The sequence below is a fragment of the Paraburkholderia steynii genome, from assembly GCF_900100565.1.
GTDB lineage: Bacteria > Pseudomonadota > Gammaproteobacteria > Burkholderiales > Burkholderiaceae > Paraburkholderia > Paraburkholderia terrae.
Genome location: NZ_FNDI01000013.1, coordinates 65,376 through 82,932, shown reverse-complemented (window position 1 = coordinate 82,932; position 17,557 = coordinate 65,376). Strand labels below are relative to the sequence as shown.

The window sequence follows — 17,557 nt, the reverse complement described above, 5'->3', positions numbered from 1 at the left end:
CGTCATACGGTGCAGTTCGCCTAAACGTAGTCGACCTGGTGGCGAGCGATACGAATGTCACCGACGACCTGCTTCACCCGCAGATGCTCAGGGTGCGAGGCGTATGCGTCGAGCGATTCCTGGGTTTCGAACTCCGTGTACAGCACGACATCGCATGCATAGTCGACGGCACTTACGTCCAGCCCCACCTCGAGCCTGGTAAGCCCGGGAATCTTCCCACTCAGACTCTCGAAAGCCGACTTCACGAGCATCGCTGACTCCTTCTTTAGCTCGGGCGTGTCACCGCGAACATTCCACATCACGATATGCTTGACCATATTTGCTTCCGTTAATGTTGCTGTTGAACAGGTCAAATTCTCGAGATGCAATCTCATGACCCAGTACGCGTTCAAGCAAGAGGCACGTTGCTTATACGGCCCCTGCCAGGCTCTAAAGCTGGTCTAACGTAGAAAGCAGTTACGCCTTGTTCTTGTTGTACACGTCGACGAACACTGCCGCGAGCAGAACGATGCCTTTGATAACCTGCTGATAATCCACACCGATGCCCATGATGGACATTCCGTTGTTCATCACGCCCATGATGAACGCGCCCACCACCGCGCCGACGACCTTCCCGACGCCACCGGATGCAGACGCTCCACCAATGAAGCATGCTGCAATGACATCGAGTTCGAACCCGGTGCCAGCCTTCGGCGTGCCGCTATTCAGACGAGCGGCGAAGATCAGCCCTGCCAATGCGGCAAGCACGCCCATGTTCACGAAAGTCAGGAAGCTCACTGCCGGCACGCTGACGCCTGAGAGTCGCGCGGCCTTCGCATTGCCGCCAACTGCGTAGATGCGGCGGCCAATGGTCGTACGATTCATGATGAACGTGTACACGCCAATCAACACACCCATGATGACGAGCACGGTAGGCAAGCCACGATAGGATGCGAGCAGGTAGCAGAAGAACACAATCAGCGCCGTAAGGACGACATTCTTCGTCACGAACATTGAGAAAGAACTGCTTTCGACGCCATGCTTTGCCGCGCCAGCGCGATGCCGAAGCTCAATCACAAAGAAAAGCGCACCGACAAACACACCGAGGAGAATCGACGTGATATGAAGCGCCTGTCCGTGAAAGAGGTCAGGGATGAAACCCGAGCTCATCGCGCCGAATGCTTCCGGGAACGGGCCAATGGACTGGCCCTGCAGCACGAGGTTTGTCAAGCCACGGAACACCAGCATCCCGGCCAGCGTCACGATGAACGAAGGCATCCGCCAGAATGCAATCCAGTAACCTTGCATAGCGCCGATCAGCGCGCCGGCTGCAATACAGATGATGGTCGCCCAAACATAGTTGACCTCGTACTGGACCATCAACACCGCTGCCAGGGCGCCCACCAGACCCGCCGTCGAGCCGACAGAAAGATCGATGTGCCCCGAGACAATCACCATGAGCATCCCGAGCGCCATGATGACGATGTAGCTGTTCTGAAGCACCAGATTGGTCAGGTTGAGCGGCTGCATCAGCACGCCATTGGTCGCAATCTGGAAGAACACCATGATGATGACGAGCGACAGGAGCAGGCCATATTCGCTGCCCAGACGCTTGACCATTCCGAAGACTTCGCTGTTCTTGACCTCGCCGCCTTCGACGGCCACCGGAGAGAGTGCCTTACGCATTTTCGATGCCTCCATTTCGCATGATCGCTCGCATGATCTTTTCCTGCGAGACTTCTTCTGCGGTGAATTCGCCGACAAACCGGCCTTCGTTCATGACATAGACGCGGTCACACATGCCGAGAAGTTCGGGCATTTCTGAGGAAATCATGACCACACACTTACCTGCCGCAACCGCCTGATTGATGATGTTGTAGATCTCGTACTTCGCCCCTACATCGATGCCTCGCGTGGGCTCGTCAAGGATGAGCACCTCAGGTTCGGAGAACAGCCATTTGCTCAGCACGACTTTCTGCTGGTTACCGCCCGAGAGGTTGCCAACGACGTGGGTGACGCCTTGCGCGCGGATTCGAAGCTTCTTGAGAAATTCGGTCGCAACTGTTGTCTCCTCGTGCTCGTTGACGACACCCATCCTGGAGACGCCGGACAGGTTCGCCAGCGTGATGTTTCGCTTGATGTTGTCGTCGAGAAGCAGACCGTTGCCTTTCCGGTCCTCCGTCACGTAAGCGATGCCCGCCTTGATGGCCTTTTGTACCGAGGAAACATCGACCTGCTTTCCATGCATCAGCACCTGGCCCGTGATGTCTTGCCCGTAGGTGCCACCAAAGACGCTCATCGCAAGTTCTGTACGCCCGGAACCCATCAGCCCGGCGATACCGACGATTTCACCCTTGCGCGCCGTCAGGTTCACACCTTTGATCACCGCGCGGTCTCGCTGCGTGGGATGCTGGACACGCCAGTCCTTGACTTCGACAATCACCTCGCCGATATTCGGTGTGCGCGGCGGATAGCGGTCGGACATTTCCCGGCCGACCATCGCCTTGATAATGCGGTCTTCGCTCACACTCTCCACACTGCAATCGAGTGCGTCGACCGTCGAGCCGTCGCGAATGACTGTGATACCGTCCGCGACGCGCGAAATTTCGTTGAGCTTGTGCGAGATGATGATTGACGTGACGCCACGCGCTTTCAACTCGAGCAGCAGAGTGAGAAGCGTGTCGCTGTCTTTCTCATTCAAGCTTGCCGTAGGCTCGTCGAGAATGAGCAAACGAACCTCTTTCGACAATGCCTTCGCAATCTCGATGAGCTGCTGCTTGCCAATCCCGAGCGTGCCGACAGGTGCGTCCGGCGAGTCCGTGAGCCCTACCTTCGCCAACAGTCCCTTGGCCTTCGCACGCGATACCTGCCAATCGATGATGCCGCGCTTCGACTGCTCGTTACCGAGAAAGATGTTCTCGGTAATCGAGAGCATCGGTACGAGCGCGAGCTCTTGATGGATGATGATGATGCCGACCGCCTCGCTATCGGAAATATCGGCGAACGCCCGTTCCTGACCGTCGTAAAGGACGTCGCCAGAATAAGAGCCGTGTGGATAGACGCCACTGAGGATTTTCATCAGGGTCGATTTTCCGGCGCCATTTTCTCCACAAATGGCGTGAATCTCGCCCTGACGGACCCTCAGATTGACGTTATTCAGGGCTTTGACAGCGCCAAAGCTCTTCTGAATTCCGCGCATCTCCAGAATGGTATCCATGGTCAAATTCCTCTGATTGGTCACGCTCGGCGGCGCGCCTGCGTGAAGCGGGTCCCGCTAGAGAATCCCGCCACGCTGACGTTCCGATGCATTACTTGAGTTGGGCCTGCGTGTAGTAGCCGCTGGTGACCAATTCCGACTGGTAGTTAGCCTTATCGACCAGGATCGGCTTCACGAGGTAGGTCGGAACAACCTTCGCGCCGTTGTTGTAGCTCTTCGTGTCGTTGATGGGCACCTGCTTGCCGCTCAATGCGTTGTCGACCATGTCCGCTGCGACGCCGGCCAGCTTGCGCGTGTCCTTGAACACCGTCGACGTCTGCTCACCGCGAACGATGTTCTTGACGTTCTGAACGTCCGCGTCCTGTCCCGTGATGACGGGCATTGCCTGTTGCCCCGAACCGTATCCCACGCCTTTGAGCGACGAGATAATGCCAATGGCCAGCGCGTCATTCGGCGCCCAGACCGCGTCGAGGTGGTCCTTGCCATAAAATGCGCTCAGCAAATTGTCCATCCGGGCCTGAGCGGTCGCGCCATCCCAGTTACGTGTGGCAACTTTTTCGAAGGCCATCTGTTTGCTCCGAATCACAAACTTGCCGCTGTCGATATATGGCTTCAGGACCGACATGCCGCCCGCGTAGACCATACGGGCATTGTTGTCGTCGCTGGACCCGCCGAACACTTCGATGTTGAACGGGGTCTTGCTGCCGGCCTTCTGCCAGGCGCTGACGATGCTCTGCGCTTGCAGAACGCCGACGCCGTAGTTGTCGAAAGTGGCGTAGTAGTCGACGTCCTTGGTCTGGCTAATCAGGCGGTCGTATGAGATGACCTTGATACCCTTCTTCTGGGCAAGCGCCAGCGCGTCCGAAAAGGTCTTGCCGTCGATAGGCGCAATGACGAGCGCCTTGACACCCTTCGCGAGCATGTTCTCGACCTGGTTGACCTGGGTCGGAACGTCGTAGTTTGCATACTGCAGGTCGGCTGAGTAGCCTTTCGCCTTCAATGCGTCGACCATGCTTTTCCCGTCGGTAATCCAGCGGGATTCGGTTTTGTCCGGCAGCGAGATCCCAACCACGCCTTTCGCTTGAGCGAAAGCAGTACCGGAGGTTGCTGCAAACGCTGCCGAAGCAGCCAGAATGACCGCGACACTCTTCAAAATCTTCATGATGCTGTCTCCTATTTAGGAATCCGTATTTACATTTCCGGCTTATGAAGCGCGGAATAATACCTGGCTGATGCCGCGCGGGCATCAGCCTGTTTACCTGTTAGCCGATCAAGACCTCGGCACCCGCCTCTTTCGAAGAAGCGAACATGGCCTCGATGACACGACTGATGTTGTATGCCTGCGTGGCGGGCACAACCGACGGCGTGCCGTTGCGCAATGCGTCGAAGAATTCCTTCGACTCGCGGTCGAAGTACACCGGATTGCCGATTTCAGCGATGTCGGGTGAATATTCCGTCTTTTTAGTCGCCCAGATTTCCGGGAAGCTGGTCTCTTGCCACTCGGTCCAGCCCTCCGGATGGTCGCCCTTGCCCGCGTCATAAATCTTGTAGCTCGCGGGCAGCGAGCGGGAAGACATGATGCCTTCCGTCCCGTAGGCGGTGATGTCCCAGCTTTCCGTCCACGGCAAAACGTCCCAGGACATGAAGTCGACGCTGACAATCTTGTCTTCATAGTTCAGCACCGCGCCCGCCGCGTCTTCGCGCGATTCGTCGCCGTGGAAGTTAGGGAACTTCGTGATGCGGGCATTCACCGAACGCGGTACACCGAAGTGCAAAAGAATGCGGTCGATCAGGTGACAGCCAATAACGAAAACCGCACCACCGATATCGCCGGGTTGAGTCATGTGCGGGGTACCCGCCTCATCATGCGAGCACCCACCGTGTGCGCGCACCTGCACGACTTTGCCGAGACGGCCACTTTTGAGCGCGGTCTGCATGGCGTCGACGGAAGGCGCGAAGCGCCAGCAGTAGCCGACCTGGACGAGGCCGCCCGTGCGCTCCACAGCGTCAACGATACGTTTTGCGTCCGCCGAACTGCGGCCTGCCGGCTTTTCACACAAAACAGCCTTGCCGGCTTCGAGCGCCTCGATGGTCAAGTCGGCCATCTTCTCGCTCTTGGAGTGGACGAGCACGACATGAACGTTCTCGTCTGCCAGGATGTCTTCCTTCGAACGGGCTTCGAGACCGAGCGCGTCGACAAACGGCGTCAGCAGCGGGCTCGTATCCCACGCACCGAGCATCTTCGCGTCGGTACGACGCTGGATAGCCTTGACTCGCCCGGACGTGTGCGGGTGAGTGATGCCAAGACATGCCACGCCGAGCGTTTCGTTGGGACCAATCTTTCGGGTCATGACTTATCTCCTCCGGATTCCTGGTTACACCTTGACGGCTTTGCCCGACAGCGCGGACTCGAGTGCCGCATCCGCCAGGCGCAACGCCTTCAGACCGTCCTGCACGGACGTCGGCAGCGGCGAGTTCGTGTTCAGCGCATCGACGAAGGCTTCGAGCTCCGCCTTGTACGCAGCCTCGTAGCGCTCCAGGAAGAAGTTGAGCAGCGGCTCGCGAACGTCGGTCGCTTCCTTGGACCAGCGCCGAATCGTCGACGGTCGAAGATTCTCTTGAAGGAGCATTCCCTTCGAACCCGAGACTTCCATGCGCTGGTCGTAGCCGTACACGGCTTCGCGACAGCAGTTGATATGGCATTGCTTGCCCGACGCGGTCCGTAACTGCACCATCACCGTATCGAAGTCGGTCAGTTTTTCGAGCGACTCGTCGATGAGGCGGCTGGCCATCGCCATTACCTCGACGGGCTCTTCGCCGAGCAACCAGCGCGCCATATCCAGGTCGTGGATCACCATGTCGCGGAAGATGCCGCCCGAGTGCTCGACATAGTCGCGGGGAGGCATGCCCGGGTCGCGGCTCGAAATGATGACCTGGCGCACATCGCCAACGTCGCCCGCGTCAATCGCGTCGCGGAATGCTTGCGACGTCGGGTCGAAACGTCGATTGAAAGCGAGCATGACGCGGCCACCCTGGCGCTCGACCTCGTTTGCCGCGGCAAGCGACTTTTCCATGTCGAGGTCGATGGGCTTCTCACACAGAACAGCCTTGCCGCGCCTGACGGCTTCAAGCATGAACGTGATGTGCGTGTCCGTCGGCGTGCCGATGACGACCGCATCGATATCTTTGCGTTCGAGCACGCCCGCGGGATCCGTCGAGGCTTCGCAGCCCAGACGGGTAGCCAACGATTTTGCTGCACTTTCAACCGGGTCTGCCACCACGACCAGTTGTGCATTCGGACTAGCGGCGACGTTGCCAGCGTGAATGCGACCAATGCGGCCGGCACCGAGTACGGCGATTCGAATCATGTGAGTCTCCAAAGATACTTTGTCGGTTAAGGTCAAGCGCTTCAGGCGGCAGTCGTACTTTTTGCCGGGAACTGCGCGACGGTGGAATCAAAAGCGCGCTTTGCCATCTCGTCGAGCGGGAATTTCCGGTGTACCTCGGAGATGAGTTCCACGCCGTAGTACGGGAGCGTGCAGCCTGCCTGCTCCAGCGCATCGACAAAGGCGGGACAGTCGCCTGCGCCTTCGCCGCAAAGCTGGCGGTTAAACGTCGAGTCGTCGAACAGCGAACCCTTGACCTGCGCGCCAACGTCGTCCATCTCCACGCCCTTGATGAAGCGCGCCGGGATTCGAGCGACCTCGCTATAAGGGCTGCCACCGCGAGCTACGTGCCAGTGGTCGACCATCAGGCCACCATTGGGCTGGTTGGCGCCTTCCGCAACGATCAGCGCTTCCGCGATGTTCCGGATCGGAGAGAAAGGCATGAATTCGATTGCTACCGTGGCATCAACGGTCGCCACGTCCTGGCAAAGTTTTGCGAATTCGTCGGTCATGCGGGCGAAGTCGGCAGGATTTTTGTCGAATGGGCTCGCGCCGACTTTCAGATTGCGCATGCCCAGTTCTCCACCGAGTTCGATGAAACGGCGACGGCAATCGTCCGACTTGGCACGCGCCTCGCCGTCGAAGTACCAGTCCATGAGAATTTCGAGCTCGAAGTACTTCATGCCTGTGTCGTCGAGAATGTTCTTGACGCCCGACAGCCCGTATTTCTCGATGCTGTACTCGAGGTCATCGAGGATGAGACCGATGCCGCTCCAGCCCGCACGCATTGCCGCTTCGCAGCGCTCACGAAGCGGGAACGGGCTAATTTCGCTCGCTGCACACGGATAAACGTCGCCGGCAAGGGTCCAGTACGCAGCCAGCAATTCTTTCTTCGCGTTCATATGTAGTACTCCTGTGTCTCTCAATGTCATCGGTTTTTCGAAGGCACACACTGCGTGCCAAACGACTAAGGAATTGCCCGCGTGTGCTTGCCGGACGTCGCGAGCGTGAAATCCCACGACACAGTCCAGAACGGCGATGAGAACCCGACGCGTCCACCCGCTTCCGGGTCGTCGATCTTCTTGAATTCGGCGATGAGTTCACGCTTGACACCGAACACTGCGTCTTCGGAAAGATATGGGCAGTCGGGCGTGAAGATGTGAGTGATGACCGGGTCAAAGCCAGGCGCGGTCACGATGAAGTGAAGGTGAGCAGCACGATTCGGGTGCCGACCCATTGCGCCGAGGAGTTTCCCAACAGGACCGTCCGAGGGAATCGGATAGTGACGGGGCTTGACGGACTTGAACCAGTAACGCCCTTCAGCATCCGACGCAAAAACGCCGCGCAGATTCGAATCCGGCTGAATGCCTTTCTGCTGCACATCATAGAAGCCGTCGTCGTTCGTCTGCCACACTTCGAGCTTCGCGTTCGGAATCGGGTTTCCCTCGATATCGGTTACCCGGCCTTCGACAATCATGGGTTCGCCCTTTCCATCCAGACAGATGTTCGCGCCGTTCGGATATTCGGGTGCGTTGGCGATGTAGAACGGACCCAGAATCGTATTCGGCGTAGCACCGCTGGGACGACGATGATTGATAGCATCGACCAGCATCGAGACGCCGAGAACGTCCGAGAGCAGGATGTATTCTTGCCGCCAGTCGGTACACATGTGACCTGTCTCCGTCAGGAAGCGGATAGCAGCGAACCACTCTTCGTGCGTCGGCTCAATTTCCTTGACCGCGGCATGCAGATGCTTGACCAGAACTGTCATGACCTGCCGCAGTCGCGCATCGATATGCTCGCCCATACGGGCGTTCACCACGTCTGCTGAGTGAGCTTCGCCGAAATAAGGCGAGTCCGACTGCAAGATCGATGAGGCTGGCTGCTGCATGGGGTGTCTCCGTCAATGTTTTCGTACAACCTGGAACCGAGTCTATATTCGTCGAACCCGGCAAAACAGAGCTGAAAAGGGAATCTCTTTCGCGGTTGGTGGGAAACTGAACCTGGGCGGAGTTCCATTGTGGTCGCTCACCGGATTACGCCGTCCAATGCCGCTCATATTCGTTCTGCTGGAAACGCTCCACGAGCGCGTCGATGAACAGACGAACCTTCACGGGCATATGCGTGCGGGTCTGGAAAGCAATGTTCATCGTGAGTCTGGGGAGGTCCCAGTCGTTCAACACGGGTATGAGGCGGCCGGCTTTCAGGTCGTCAAATACGATGTACTTGGGCTGCACGAGAATGCCCATGCCGTCCAACGCGGCAACTCTAAGTATCTGGCCGTCATTGGATTCAAGTAGCGGCTTGACCTTGACGACGACCGACTCGCCACATCGCTGAAAGGTAAGCTCTCGCGGATTGTCGGCGAGCCCATAGTTCAACAATCTGTGCCTTCCCAACTCTGCCGGAAACCGTGGTGAGCCATTAGCTTCGATGTATGAGGGAGCTGCAGCCAATATTCGCCGCGTCGAAGCAAGCCGCCGTATTGTGATGTTGCTGTCGGCTTCGAAGACCTTCGTGCGAACGGCAACGTCAATGCCATTCTCGATGATGTCGTAGTAGCGATTGGCTGCGATTACATCGACTGTGATTTCCGGGTAGCGCGCAGTGAATTCCGGAAGCATGGGGGCAATGTGCAACATGCAAAACGAAAGCGATGCTGTCACGCGAAGTACGCCACTTGGCCGTACGGTTGCTTCCTTGATTACCGACTCAGCTTCACCGAGGTCCGCCAGTATGGATTTGCAACGCCGATGAAACTCAGCGCCAGCGTCGGTGAGATAGAGGTTTCGTGTTGTCCTGCGCACCAACTGCACGCCGAGTCGACTCTCCAGCGAGATCAGGTAGCGGCTCGCCGCGGAGATAGATAGGTCCGTGACTTCCGCAGCCCGGCTGATACTTCCCGTTTCAGCAACTTCAACGAACAGCTGTAATTCCTTGAACTGGTCCATCCGGGTACACCATCCAGGTCATTTGCTCGATATCGGCAAGGCGGGTCTTGTCGATCAGCACATTTCAGAACGTCCTCGCCACCGGCGAATAGAAGACCGTCTTTTCAGCAATGCGAGAAGAGATATCTATCAACAATCCATCAATAAGAGGGATTACCCTGGATGGACGATCGTGTGCGAGGCTTAGAAATTTTTCGACCAGCGCACATATGTTGGCCGATAACCCATGATGGACGGGCGAATGCGCCTGTAACATCCGTGTAAAGGGCTTTCCTGTCCCAGTGTTCGCGTCTCTCTCCATTGCGCCTCAAGCATAGTCGTTGAGGACGAGTCTGGAGTATCATTTATCCATCAATAATCCATCAATTGTGAGGTGCCATATGGCTCATCGCTTCCTTATCAAGGAGATCGCACTTCAGGCGGGGCTCGGTGTTGCCACTGTCGACCGGGTGCTAAATGATCGTGCCCACGTTCGTGAACACACCCGCAAGCGCGTTGAGCAGGCCATCAGGGAACTCGAGAAGCAGGAACTGCAACTCGCGACCACCGGGCGAAAGCTGATTGTTGACGTAGTCGTAGAAGCGCCTGCGCGATTTGCCGACGAGATAAGAAGCGCGCTCGAAGCCGAACTGCCGGTGCTACACCCTGCCGTCTTTCGACCGCGATTCCACTTACGCGAGACGATGACAACGGATGAAGTCCTGGAGACGCTTCGGTCGATTGGACGACGAGGCAGCCATGGCGTGTTTTTGAAGGCACGCGACGTTCCCGAAATCGCAGAAGCGATAGGCGAGTTGCAACGGAGCGGTATTCCTGTCATCACGACCTTCACGGACGTCCCATTGTCGGGGCGCATTGCCTATGCCGGACTGGACAATCGTGTCGCCGGGGCCACCGCGGCATACCTCATTACCCAATGGCTGGCTCCGCAGCCGGGAAACGTTTTGATAACGATGAGCGACGAGCGCTTCCGCGGCGAAGAGGAACGTGAAATAAGCTTCCGGCGCGCGTTGAGGGCGCGTCAACCGCAGCTCACGTTGATCGATGCCAGCGGTGGTCATGGCCTCGACTCGCTCACTGAAGAGCGGGTTCTCAATGTCATCGCCACACACAAGAAGATCGACGCTGTCTATTCCATGGGAGGCGGCAACGTCGCCATTCTCAGGGCAATCGAAGCAAGACAGCAGTCTCCCGTTCGCTTTATCGGACACGACCTCGACAGGGATAACGTTCGACTTCTCCGAGAAGGCAAGATACAGGCGATCTTGCATCACGAGATTCGACAGGACATGCGCTCGGCATGCCAGCACGTCATGCATTTTCATAAACTCTTGCCGGCGTCGGCTGTATCGCCGTCATCATCAGTGGTCGTCGTAACGCCTGAGAATATTCCAGAACACATTGCGAGCCGATTTCGTTGATGCCCAGCAAATGGGTTTGAGCGACGAGTGCCGCCCGAACCCTTTCTGCGCTGTCAGAACCGCGTTGCAATGCCGGTAACTACGCCGAACTGGCTTTTCCCGTAGTTCGGATTGGTACTGGTCGGACTGCCATTGATCGGGTCGTTATTGCTGTTCGGACCATAGAGCCCACTGTCCAAACCGAGATTCGAGGTCGAACTGTTATGGAGGTAGGCTAGTTCGCTGTAAAGGAGCGTTCGCTTGGACAGCGAATAGTTTGCACCTAAGGTGTACAGCGTCCCGTTACCGTTGCCATGATTGGCGTTCGCGTGATAAACGGCACCTGTCACCGCGAGTGCTGATGTCGTCTGCCAGATTGCGCCAAGCCATTCGTGATTCACGCTGGTCGGCAATGTTGCGCCGGTGGGAAGTGCGGGGGCGGCCGCCGTGCCGAAATACCCCGCATTGGATGCGTCGGGCGCACTCAGATGCTGGTAACCGAGTACGAGCAGAACAGGACCGATTGCATAGGTGGCACCTGTGAGAATCGACCGGGAGGCAAGATAGACATTGCTGAACTGTCCATTCGGATCGCGAACCTCGTCATACGTCGCCTGCCAGTAAAGACCGGCCGCCTGATACGACAATTTGATGCCATCAGAACGCCCCTGCGCGCTGCCTAGACCGCTCGACGTGCCCAGTTGACCCGGCGCACTACCTGGGTTGCCGGCGTTCCACTTCGTAGAGTTTGTCAGGTCATACTGACCTTGCAGCGTAAAGCCAGCAATTTTCGGCGACAGATATTCGATGCCGTTGGCTGCCTGAGAAAAAATCCGGCCCCGCACCAGCGTCCCGATCGCGTACTTCTTTGTCTCCTGCGGGTCGACGTCCCCCGAATACTGGCTGATTTCAGCCGAGCCCATGTTGCCGGCCTTCACCTGGCCCCAGGTCTCATTACGCAGCCCTACTGTGGCTTGACCCTCGAAGAAAGAGCCGTTTGCAAATGTGCCGTTTTGCGTATTCAGGCGCGACTCGAGCTGGAAAATCGCTTGAGTACCGCCGCCAAGGTCTTCCGCTCCCTTAAGGCCGAAGCGGGACTGGGCCCAACCTCCACTCTGCGCACCAAACACATGGCCTTTGGGGAGTCCGGTCTCGTATTGAAGGCCGTTGTCAACGATACCGTACAGCGTGACGTTGCTACTCTGCGCGCTTACCGATGCGGTCGCTGTTAGCGCGACAAGTCCACAAAATATCTTTCTCATCTCTCCTCCATTAGTAGTAGTCCTACCTTACATCTTTGATTTTGTAGTTCGTTCGACTCGGCCGACGAGTCCTCACTCTTTTCCGTGGCAAGAGGGCACGCAGAACATGTCCGCGCTCAAGCCTCAAGGCGTGCCCGATGCCTGACCCGGATAAATGGCTGCGACAGATGGGCCGTATCAGCGTCACCGCGACGCGACACAGTCCACAGGGAGAGGACGATTTCCCGAAACGATCTGGATGTGACGAAAAAACCAGGAACTCAGCGGCTCAGTTCGTGCAAGGTTGGAGCGAGTGTATATTTGCCGAACTCTGCAAAACAGAGCGGAAAAGGGAAACTCTTTCGCAGTCAGTGGGAAGGTCGCTCTGTCTTGCGTTCTGTGCCTTGGTCTGCGCTCGCGTCGATGAAACCAGGTTCCCGCATAGACCTGCGTCAAAGACCGTACAGGAAGTCGAGAAAGCCCTCGCGTCGCAGTGTTTGCAGGGGATTGCAAACAGAAACCCAGGTCCGACCTGAAGGAATCGCACTCTCGGAAGATGCGGCAGGCTACTCATTTTCGACGAGGGGTGGAACTACCGCGAAATCTATGCGCAACATGTTCGTTGAGTCGACCGCCATGACGGCGAGCAGATTGACGATAGGATCGCGGCGGTGACGCGCGCCATAGTGAGAGCGGCCCGTGATGAGACGCGCTGCCGCCAACATGGGAATGCCGTGTCTGAACTGCCGCTTTTTCTATCCATAAGCGTTGCTTACGCAAACCCGCCCGTCACCTTCAACGGCCATCACGAACCGCTCGCCGCTACGACGACTTCGAGGATGAAGAACCGTTGGGCCTGCCAGTCTCCCGCAACGAGATCAATCGTCGCATGGCCCGCGCGCCGCGCCACGAACATGATCCCGTTTGGCAGACCCGCTGGCGTGATGACGTGTCCGTCCTCCCCCATCACGCCGGGAAGAAATGGGCCCAAAAATTCGAGCACGTCCGCCCCGGAAAGGACGTGCCCACCCATCGCTGGCACGATGAGAACATCGCCGGCTTCAATATGCAATGTCCCGGGTAGCGAGTCCGTTAGTCTCAGCTCTATCAATCGACTCATCGTCGCTCACTTGCAAGTCCCGTTTGGCTGACAGAAGAATATAGCTTCCTCACACCGTTACCTCCACATCTTCCGACGCGCTCCAGGCGTCCCGATCCGCAGATGGCTTCTGCGCAGCGTCTGGCTTATCCATTGTGCTGGACGCCGGTTTCGGATAGATCTGCGCGGCGAACGCGTAATCCGTGCCGTTGATATCCAGGCCGCCCTGAATAGGCTGTCCATCCTTGGTGATGGTTCCTGGAAGCTGATAGCACATGATCGACGTCTGATCGGGCGGGGTTGCGAAGATCGACTGCTGATCAAGCGCGGTGAGCACCTGCTGATCCACTGCCGTCTTGTTCCAGCCGTACTGCCGGTAGAAAAAGTCGTAGGCTTTTTGCGGATCGATCCGCGCGACCAGTTCCTGGCGCATATGCTCGTGCGGAAAGCCCAGCGTGTGCCCGGTTTCGTGTCGAACGACACGCAGGTATTCCGACTCCGCCGTATTCATCGTGAACCCTTCCAGATTCATCGTCGGCCGATCTTTAGGGATATGAAGAATGTCCGTGCCGAGATACGACCAGTATCCTCCCGGGCCACGAGAAATGCGAACGTCCGCCGCCCCCTGCGTTTCGACGAACGTGACGCACGATACCCGCGCCCACGCATTCATGTGACTCAGAATGCGCGCACGAAGATCAGCGGGCGTGCTTTCCAGGAAGTTCACCGTCAGTTGACGCGGCGTCGGCCCCCAGTACTTTGACGTCATGACTGCGATGGCCATCGGCTCGAAGGGCACGTTCGCAGCAAGCATCGACGACACAGCAAGCGCGGGGGCATTGACGGGATTCACCTTGACTGCTGTTTGGGCCGCCGGTACGAAAAGCCGGTCGGGAAGCGTCTTTATCGAGCACGATGGCGCTTCGCCCTGTGGGACCGCCGACGCCGCTACCGGGTTGTCTTTCTGCTCGTCACCATCCGACGCATTGCCGTTGACTGCCGCGCCCGCAACTTGCAGAATCTTCACGAGCGTCTGAAGAAGTTCTTTGTCGTCCGCACTCATAGCTCACCTCCATAAAGTAGCGATCAATCTTGCATAGCCTTTAAATCGCGAAACACAAGCCTGCCGGTTCAACGCGGATACGCCGTTAAGAGATAACAGTCGCCCGGCGTCTTACGCACGATTGCAACCCATGTCGTCGTCTTCTGGCAGACGTACCCTTTGTTTTCGTGACAGGGCGAGCGGTTCTTGCCATCATCCGATGCGCTGACAACCGTTCCCACCGTGGTGCGCGCAACACCGTTGATGACGTAATCTCCGGCAGCGCCGTCTGCATAACGATCCCCTTCCTGATCGATGACAGGTCTCAACGCATTCAGCAATGCAGATCGATCCGACCACGCGCTCGCGGCATTTCCGTTTGGTGCGCACGCGGGACCATTGTGACCACCGCGATTCGTCAAGCGGCCTATGAGTCCGTTCACTGAAACACCAACGTGACACGCAAGCGCATGGCCGCCCGCATCCTCCTGCGCGTCCAGCCATTGCGCCCAACGTCCATTGGCAGGCGGACGACAGGTTTGCGCGACGGCCGACACCGTCGCCAATGAAGCCGCACACCACACAAGTCCTATCGCGCCGCGCCTCGCAATTCGACGCGTGACACGATTCAACGTAATTTGAGAAGTACGCATTTCCTTCACCTCGTTTTGATAAGCGAAACAACGTACGGATCTGGCTCTTCAGTCGTCTTGTGCAGGCAATTCGAGAAGGCGATGGGATTCGCGAACCGCTTGCCCATTTCCCGCTTTGGTCATCGTCGCCCACGCCTTGGCATTGGCTGTGAACCAGTTGTCCAGAACGCTTGCACCGATTGCGTCGCACGAGATCGAACCGCCCGATCCGGGATAGGCGCCGCGCGTCCAGTTGACGAACGCGAACCACACGCGGATCGTCGGACCGCCGTGTACGATAGCCGGCGAGACCTCGCCGCAATAGAGCGTCAGCGCAACCTGTTCAGACTCGTCGTCAGGCGGAATCAAACCCTGCTCAACGAGAAAGTTCACTTGCTGCTCTGGCCGGCTGAACGGCATCCTCCCTAGCACCCTTGCCACGCCTTCCAGACACGACACGGATTGCTCGGAAGACCTGCTGCCCGTCGATGGACCGAGCGCCGGGATCCGCAGCAACGCCTGCCGGGCGATAGACTGATAAGAGTCAGGCACATCGGGTTGCATGCGCGACGTGGCATGGCCATCGACAAGGCCAAAGATATCGAGCGTTCTGTCGCGACTGGTTTGCAGATCGTCACTGTCATTCGCGATCAGAAAGAAGGCCGATTGAGGCGTTGTACTCATTGTGGTTCTCCCAAAATCGATGCGCTGAACGTGCTTGCGAAGACAGGGGTCGCGGGCCGGCCAGAGCCGGCCCGCGAGACGCCTCGACAGGCCGATAAAAACGCCTTAGCTAACCGTGTCGCTGAAGAACGTCGTGGCTTCTTCGATCTTGTTGACGGCCGACGCTCCGACGAGTTTGTCGAATGCCGCCCTGACCGTCGCGTCGCTCTTGTACAGCTCGAAGTTCCAGATTGCGTCGACCTCGATGTACTGCAGGTCGACGTCGATCAGCGTTGCCGACGCGCAACTGGAGTAGACCTTTCTGTCCTTGGAAGTGAAATCGCAGAAGTACATCTTCAGGTGCGGCATCACCATCAAGGTGTTTCCGACCTGTTGCGCGTCGATGAACACCGTGTTGGACGCGAAATGGAAGGGCTTGCTCGACGAATCGACACCCGCACTGATCTTCTGGCCGAACGATCCGATAAACGACTGGAAGGCGCCCAGCAGAGGCCCTTTGGTCGCGAAGCCAAGGATCGACTGAAGGAATTCCGACGACAGTTCGACGCCGCGTATCGTCTTTTTGTACCCCGTGTTCTGGAAGCTGAACGGGCCAAGAAGCGGATAATTGACCAGAACCTGTTTCCAGACGGAAGTGTCGAAAAGGAGATCCGGATTGTTCGCCTTTGCAGCCCGGCTCTGGCAATACGTAGTACCGAGCGAAGTCAGGTTCAACATACAGCGGCTCGCCGTTTCCAGATCGGCCTGCACATTGGCAGGAACGTCCCGGCTCAGTTGCACCGCGCTGAACAGCCCGGCTGTGTTCTGGTCGACGGGTGGCGGTGGTGCAACAGGTGCAGCCGCTGCCCCCGGATAGTAATTCGGATGAATCTCGGGAAACGTCTCGCCAAAAAAGGTCGCGGCCGCTGCAACCTGATTATGAAGTTGCTGGATTTGTTCGGGTGCATTCATGGCTTTTCTCCGTCTGGATTAACCGAATAGCGGTCACACAAATTGCTGCGTGCCGTTGTCAGCACAATGGCGCTATTCATAGCTCAGAGAAATACCTCAGAATGCGTAGTGTGAAAACGTCCGTTATGCAGCGCGATTGACCGGCAATTAGCACAGTGAATTTGCAATCCGCATCAAGCCGGCCATGTCATGGATCTGGAGTTTTCGCATCAGGTTTTCGCGATGCTTGCTGACTGTGCGGGGACTGATTTTTAGTTGTTTCCCGATTTCCTTGCTCGTCAATCCGGCAGCGACGAGGCGCAGTACGTCTATCTCACGTTTGCCGAGTGTTGCAGCAATGATGGGGAAAAGGATTCATTGAAGACGATTGCGCAACAGTCACGGCGTAGGAGACCAACTGGACGGTCGTTGAAAGCCCGAGCTTTTGCGCGATATTGGCGCGATGCTTTCGAACCGTCTGCGGTGATATTTTCAACGAGGCGGCAATCTGGTCTCCCCGTAAGCCATTTCCAATAAGCAAAACGATCTGTTTCTCTCGCTGCGTCAATGGTTTCATTCTTCTTTTAATGTTTTGTACACAATCACAAGGGATATACCCAAGATTGTGCATGATCGCATGACCGGTCGACGAAAGTCGCTTTTCGGAATGTCAATACCGCGTCAATGAGCGACCAACGCATATTGTTTACTGAATTGATTTACAGATGTGATCAGTTCCCCGATTGGAAATGACATGCTCGCGTGACGCCGTTGATATCAACGGTCACTCAAACATAAATCCGGGAATGGGACCTCGATTTTTATTGATCGTTTTCCCTGGTCGCCGATCCGGTTATTTTGTATTTACGCAGATGCGCGAGCCTTTGAAGACGCCCGGATTGCGTTACGCAGACTGATGGGCACCAGAGCGGCGCCGCGGAAGGTCATTCACCTGGCAAATCGAACTATGTCGGGACGAGCAGACCTTGACGATCT

The 17,557-nt window shown here is 57.2% G+C and carries 18 protein-coding genes; 1 reads left to right on the top strand and 17 read right to left on the bottom strand.

The genetic code is table 11. The annotated features are described in order from the left end of the window. Positions 1–20 precede the first annotated feature (20 nt). From BLT65_RS23130 to BLT65_RS23090, 9 genes are all read right to left on the bottom strand, one after another. Positions 21–317, bottom strand: coding sequence for a Dabb family protein (locus BLT65_RS23130; protein ID WP_042305461.1), 297 nt, complete (start codon positions 315–317; stop codon positions 21–23). Between the two features lie 139 nt (positions 318–456). Then, positions 457–1,665: a multiple monosaccharide ABC transporter permease gene (gene mmsB, locus BLT65_RS23125; protein WP_081920788.1), complete on the bottom strand. Its 1,209-nt coding sequence runs from the start codon at positions 1,663–1,665 to the stop codon at positions 457–459. Continuing rightward, on the bottom strand, positions 1,658–3,196 hold the full coding sequence (gene mmsA, locus BLT65_RS23120) for a multiple monosaccharide ABC transporter ATP-binding protein (protein WP_091781382.1): 1,539 nt from the start codon (positions 3,194–3,196) through the stop codon (positions 1,658–1,660). Before mmsA ends, mmsB begins: the two co-directional genes overlap by 8 nt. A 91-nt stretch (positions 3,197–3,287) precedes the next feature. Further along, positions 3,288–4,358, bottom strand: a complete 1,071-nt coding sequence (gene chvE / locus BLT65_RS23115; protein WP_091781380.1) for a multiple monosaccharide ABC transporter substrate-binding protein — start codon at positions 4,356–4,358, stop codon at positions 3,288–3,290. Between the two features lie 100 nt (positions 4,359–4,458). Further along, complete coding sequence (locus BLT65_RS23110; protein ID WP_091781378.1) at positions 4,459–5,547, bottom strand: Gfo/Idh/MocA family protein; 1,089 nt, start codon at positions 5,545–5,547, stop codon at positions 4,459–4,461. Between the two features lie 24 nt (positions 5,548–5,571). Further along, positions 5,572–6,564 carry an inositol 2-dehydrogenase gene (gene iolG / locus BLT65_RS23105; protein ID WP_091781375.1) on the bottom strand — a complete coding sequence of 331 codons (993 nt, stop codon included), beginning with the start codon at positions 6,562–6,564 and terminating at the stop codon, positions 5,572–5,574. A gap of 41 nt (positions 6,565–6,605) precedes the next feature. Continuing rightward, entirely contained in the window at positions 6,606–7,466 is an 861-nt protein-coding gene (locus tag BLT65_RS23100) for a sugar phosphate isomerase/epimerase family protein (RefSeq protein WP_244186558.1), read from the bottom strand. A gap of 83 nt (positions 7,467–7,549) precedes the next feature. Next, entirely contained in the window at positions 7,550–8,473 is a 924-nt protein-coding gene (locus tag BLT65_RS23095) for an intradiol ring-cleavage dioxygenase (protein ID WP_091781369.1), read from the bottom strand. Positions 8,474–8,618: 145 nt separating this feature from the next. Further along, positions 8,619–9,533 carry a LysR family transcriptional regulator gene (locus BLT65_RS23090; protein ID WP_091781366.1) on the bottom strand — a complete coding sequence of 305 codons (915 nt, stop codon included), beginning with the start codon at positions 9,531–9,533 and terminating at the stop codon, positions 8,619–8,621. Positions 9,534–9,913: 380 nt separating this feature from the next. Between BLT65_RS23090 and BLT65_RS23085 the strand changes: the two genes are divergently transcribed. Further along, positions 9,914–10,954, top strand: coding sequence for a LacI family DNA-binding transcriptional regulator (locus tag BLT65_RS23085; protein ID WP_091781363.1), 1,041 nt, complete (start codon positions 9,914–9,916; stop codon positions 10,952–10,954). 53 nt (positions 10,955–11,007) lie between these two features. Here the strand turns inward: BLT65_RS23085 and BLT65_RS23080 are convergent, their stop codons facing one another. From BLT65_RS23080 to BLT65_RS48750, 8 genes are all read right to left on the bottom strand, one after another. Further along, complete coding sequence (locus BLT65_RS23080) at positions 11,008–12,195, bottom strand: porin (RefSeq protein ID WP_091781360.1); 1,188 nt, start codon at positions 12,193–12,195, stop codon at positions 11,008–11,010. Positions 12,196–12,979: 784 nt separating this feature from the next. Then, a complete protein-coding gene (locus BLT65_RS23075; RefSeq protein WP_091781358.1) occupies positions 12,980–13,294 on the bottom strand; it encodes a hypothetical protein in 315 nt (104 codons plus the stop codon). A gap of 49 nt (positions 13,295–13,343) precedes the next feature. After that, the gene (locus BLT65_RS23070; protein ID WP_091781355.1) at positions 13,344–14,336 is read right to left on the bottom strand and encodes a M12 family metallopeptidase; all 993 of its coding nucleotides are present in this window, start codon (positions 14,334–14,336) and stop codon (positions 13,344–13,346) included. 68 nt (positions 14,337–14,404) lie between these two features. After that, complete coding sequence (locus tag BLT65_RS47970; RefSeq protein WP_244186557.1) at positions 14,405–14,656, bottom strand: hypothetical protein; 252 nt, start codon at positions 14,654–14,656, stop codon at positions 14,405–14,407. Positions 14,657–15,016: 360 nt separating this feature from the next. After that, the gene (locus BLT65_RS23060; protein ID WP_091781348.1) at positions 15,017–15,631 is read right to left on the bottom strand and encodes a hypothetical protein; all 615 of its coding nucleotides are present in this window, start codon (positions 15,629–15,631) and stop codon (positions 15,017–15,019) included. A gap of 105 nt (positions 15,632–15,736) precedes the next feature. Continuing rightward, positions 15,737–16,582 (bottom strand): hypothetical protein, encoded by an 846-nt coding sequence (locus tag BLT65_RS23055; RefSeq protein ID WP_091781345.1) that lies wholly within the window; start codon positions 16,580–16,582, stop codon positions 15,737–15,739. A gap of 147 nt (positions 16,583–16,729) precedes the next feature. Further along, entirely contained in the window at positions 16,730–16,921 is a 192-nt protein-coding gene (locus tag BLT65_RS23050; RefSeq protein ID WP_091781343.1) for a LuxR C-terminal-related transcriptional regulator, read from the bottom strand. After that, positions 16,896–17,138 carry a response regulator transcription factor gene (locus tag BLT65_RS48750; RefSeq protein WP_158660560.1) on the bottom strand — a complete coding sequence of 81 codons (243 nt, stop codon included), beginning with the start codon at positions 17,136–17,138 and terminating at the stop codon, positions 16,896–16,898. Before BLT65_RS48750 ends, BLT65_RS23050 begins: the two co-directional genes overlap by 26 nt. Positions 17,139–17,557 lie beyond the last annotated feature (419 nt).

Excerpts from the sequence above, each read along its gene's own strand:
- BLT65_RS23130 (WP_042305461.1), bottom strand. The coding sequence starts at position 317 with ATGGTCAAGCATATCGTGATGTGGAATGTTCGCGGTGACACGCCCGAG.
- mmsB (WP_081920788.1), bottom strand. The coding sequence starts at position 1,665 with ATGCGTAAGGCACTCTCTCCGGTGGCCGTCGAAGGCGGCGAGGTCAAG.
- mmsA (WP_091781382.1), bottom strand. The coding sequence starts at position 3,196 with ATGGATACCATTCTGGAGATGCGCGGAATTCAGAAGAGCTTTGGCGCT.
- chvE (WP_091781380.1), bottom strand. The coding sequence starts at position 4,358 with ATGAAGATTTTGAAGAGTGTCGCGGTCATTCTGGCTGCTTCGGCAGCG.
- BLT65_RS23110 (WP_091781378.1), bottom strand. The coding sequence starts at position 5,547 with ATGACCCGAAAGATTGGTCCCAACGAAACGCTCGGCGTGGCATGTCTT.
- iolG (WP_091781375.1), bottom strand. The coding sequence starts at position 6,564 with ATGATTCGAATCGCCGTACTCGGTGCCGGCCGCATTGGTCGCATTCAC.
- BLT65_RS23095 (WP_091781369.1), bottom strand. The coding sequence starts at position 8,473 with ATGCAGCAGCCAGCCTCATCGATCTTGCAGTCGGACTCGCCTTATTTC.
- BLT65_RS23090 (WP_091781366.1), bottom strand. The coding sequence starts at position 9,533 with ATGGACCAGTTCAAGGAATTACAGCTGTTCGTTGAAGTTGCTGAAACG.
- BLT65_RS23085 (WP_091781363.1), top strand. The coding sequence starts at position 9,914 with ATGGCTCATCGCTTCCTTATCAAGGAGATCGCACTTCAGGCGGGGCTC.
- BLT65_RS23080 (WP_091781360.1), bottom strand. The coding sequence starts at position 12,195 with ATGAGAAAGATATTTTGTGGACTTGTCGCGCTAACAGCGACCGCATCG.
- BLT65_RS23075 (WP_091781358.1), bottom strand. The coding sequence starts at position 13,294 with ATGAGTCGATTGATAGAGCTGAGACTAACGGACTCGCTACCCGGGACA.
- BLT65_RS23070 (WP_091781355.1), bottom strand. The coding sequence starts at position 14,336 with ATGAGTGCGGACGACAAAGAACTTCTTCAGACGCTCGTGAAGATTCTG.
- BLT65_RS23060 (WP_091781348.1), bottom strand. The coding sequence starts at position 15,631 with ATGAGTACAACGCCTCAATCGGCCTTCTTTCTGATCGCGAATGACAGT.
- BLT65_RS23055 (WP_091781345.1), bottom strand. The coding sequence starts at position 16,582 with ATGAATGCACCCGAACAAATCCAGCAACTTCATAATCAGGTTGCAGCG.
- BLT65_RS48750 (WP_158660560.1), bottom strand. The coding sequence starts at position 17,138 with ATGAAACCATTGACGCAGCGAGAGAAACAGATCGTTTTGCTTATTGGA.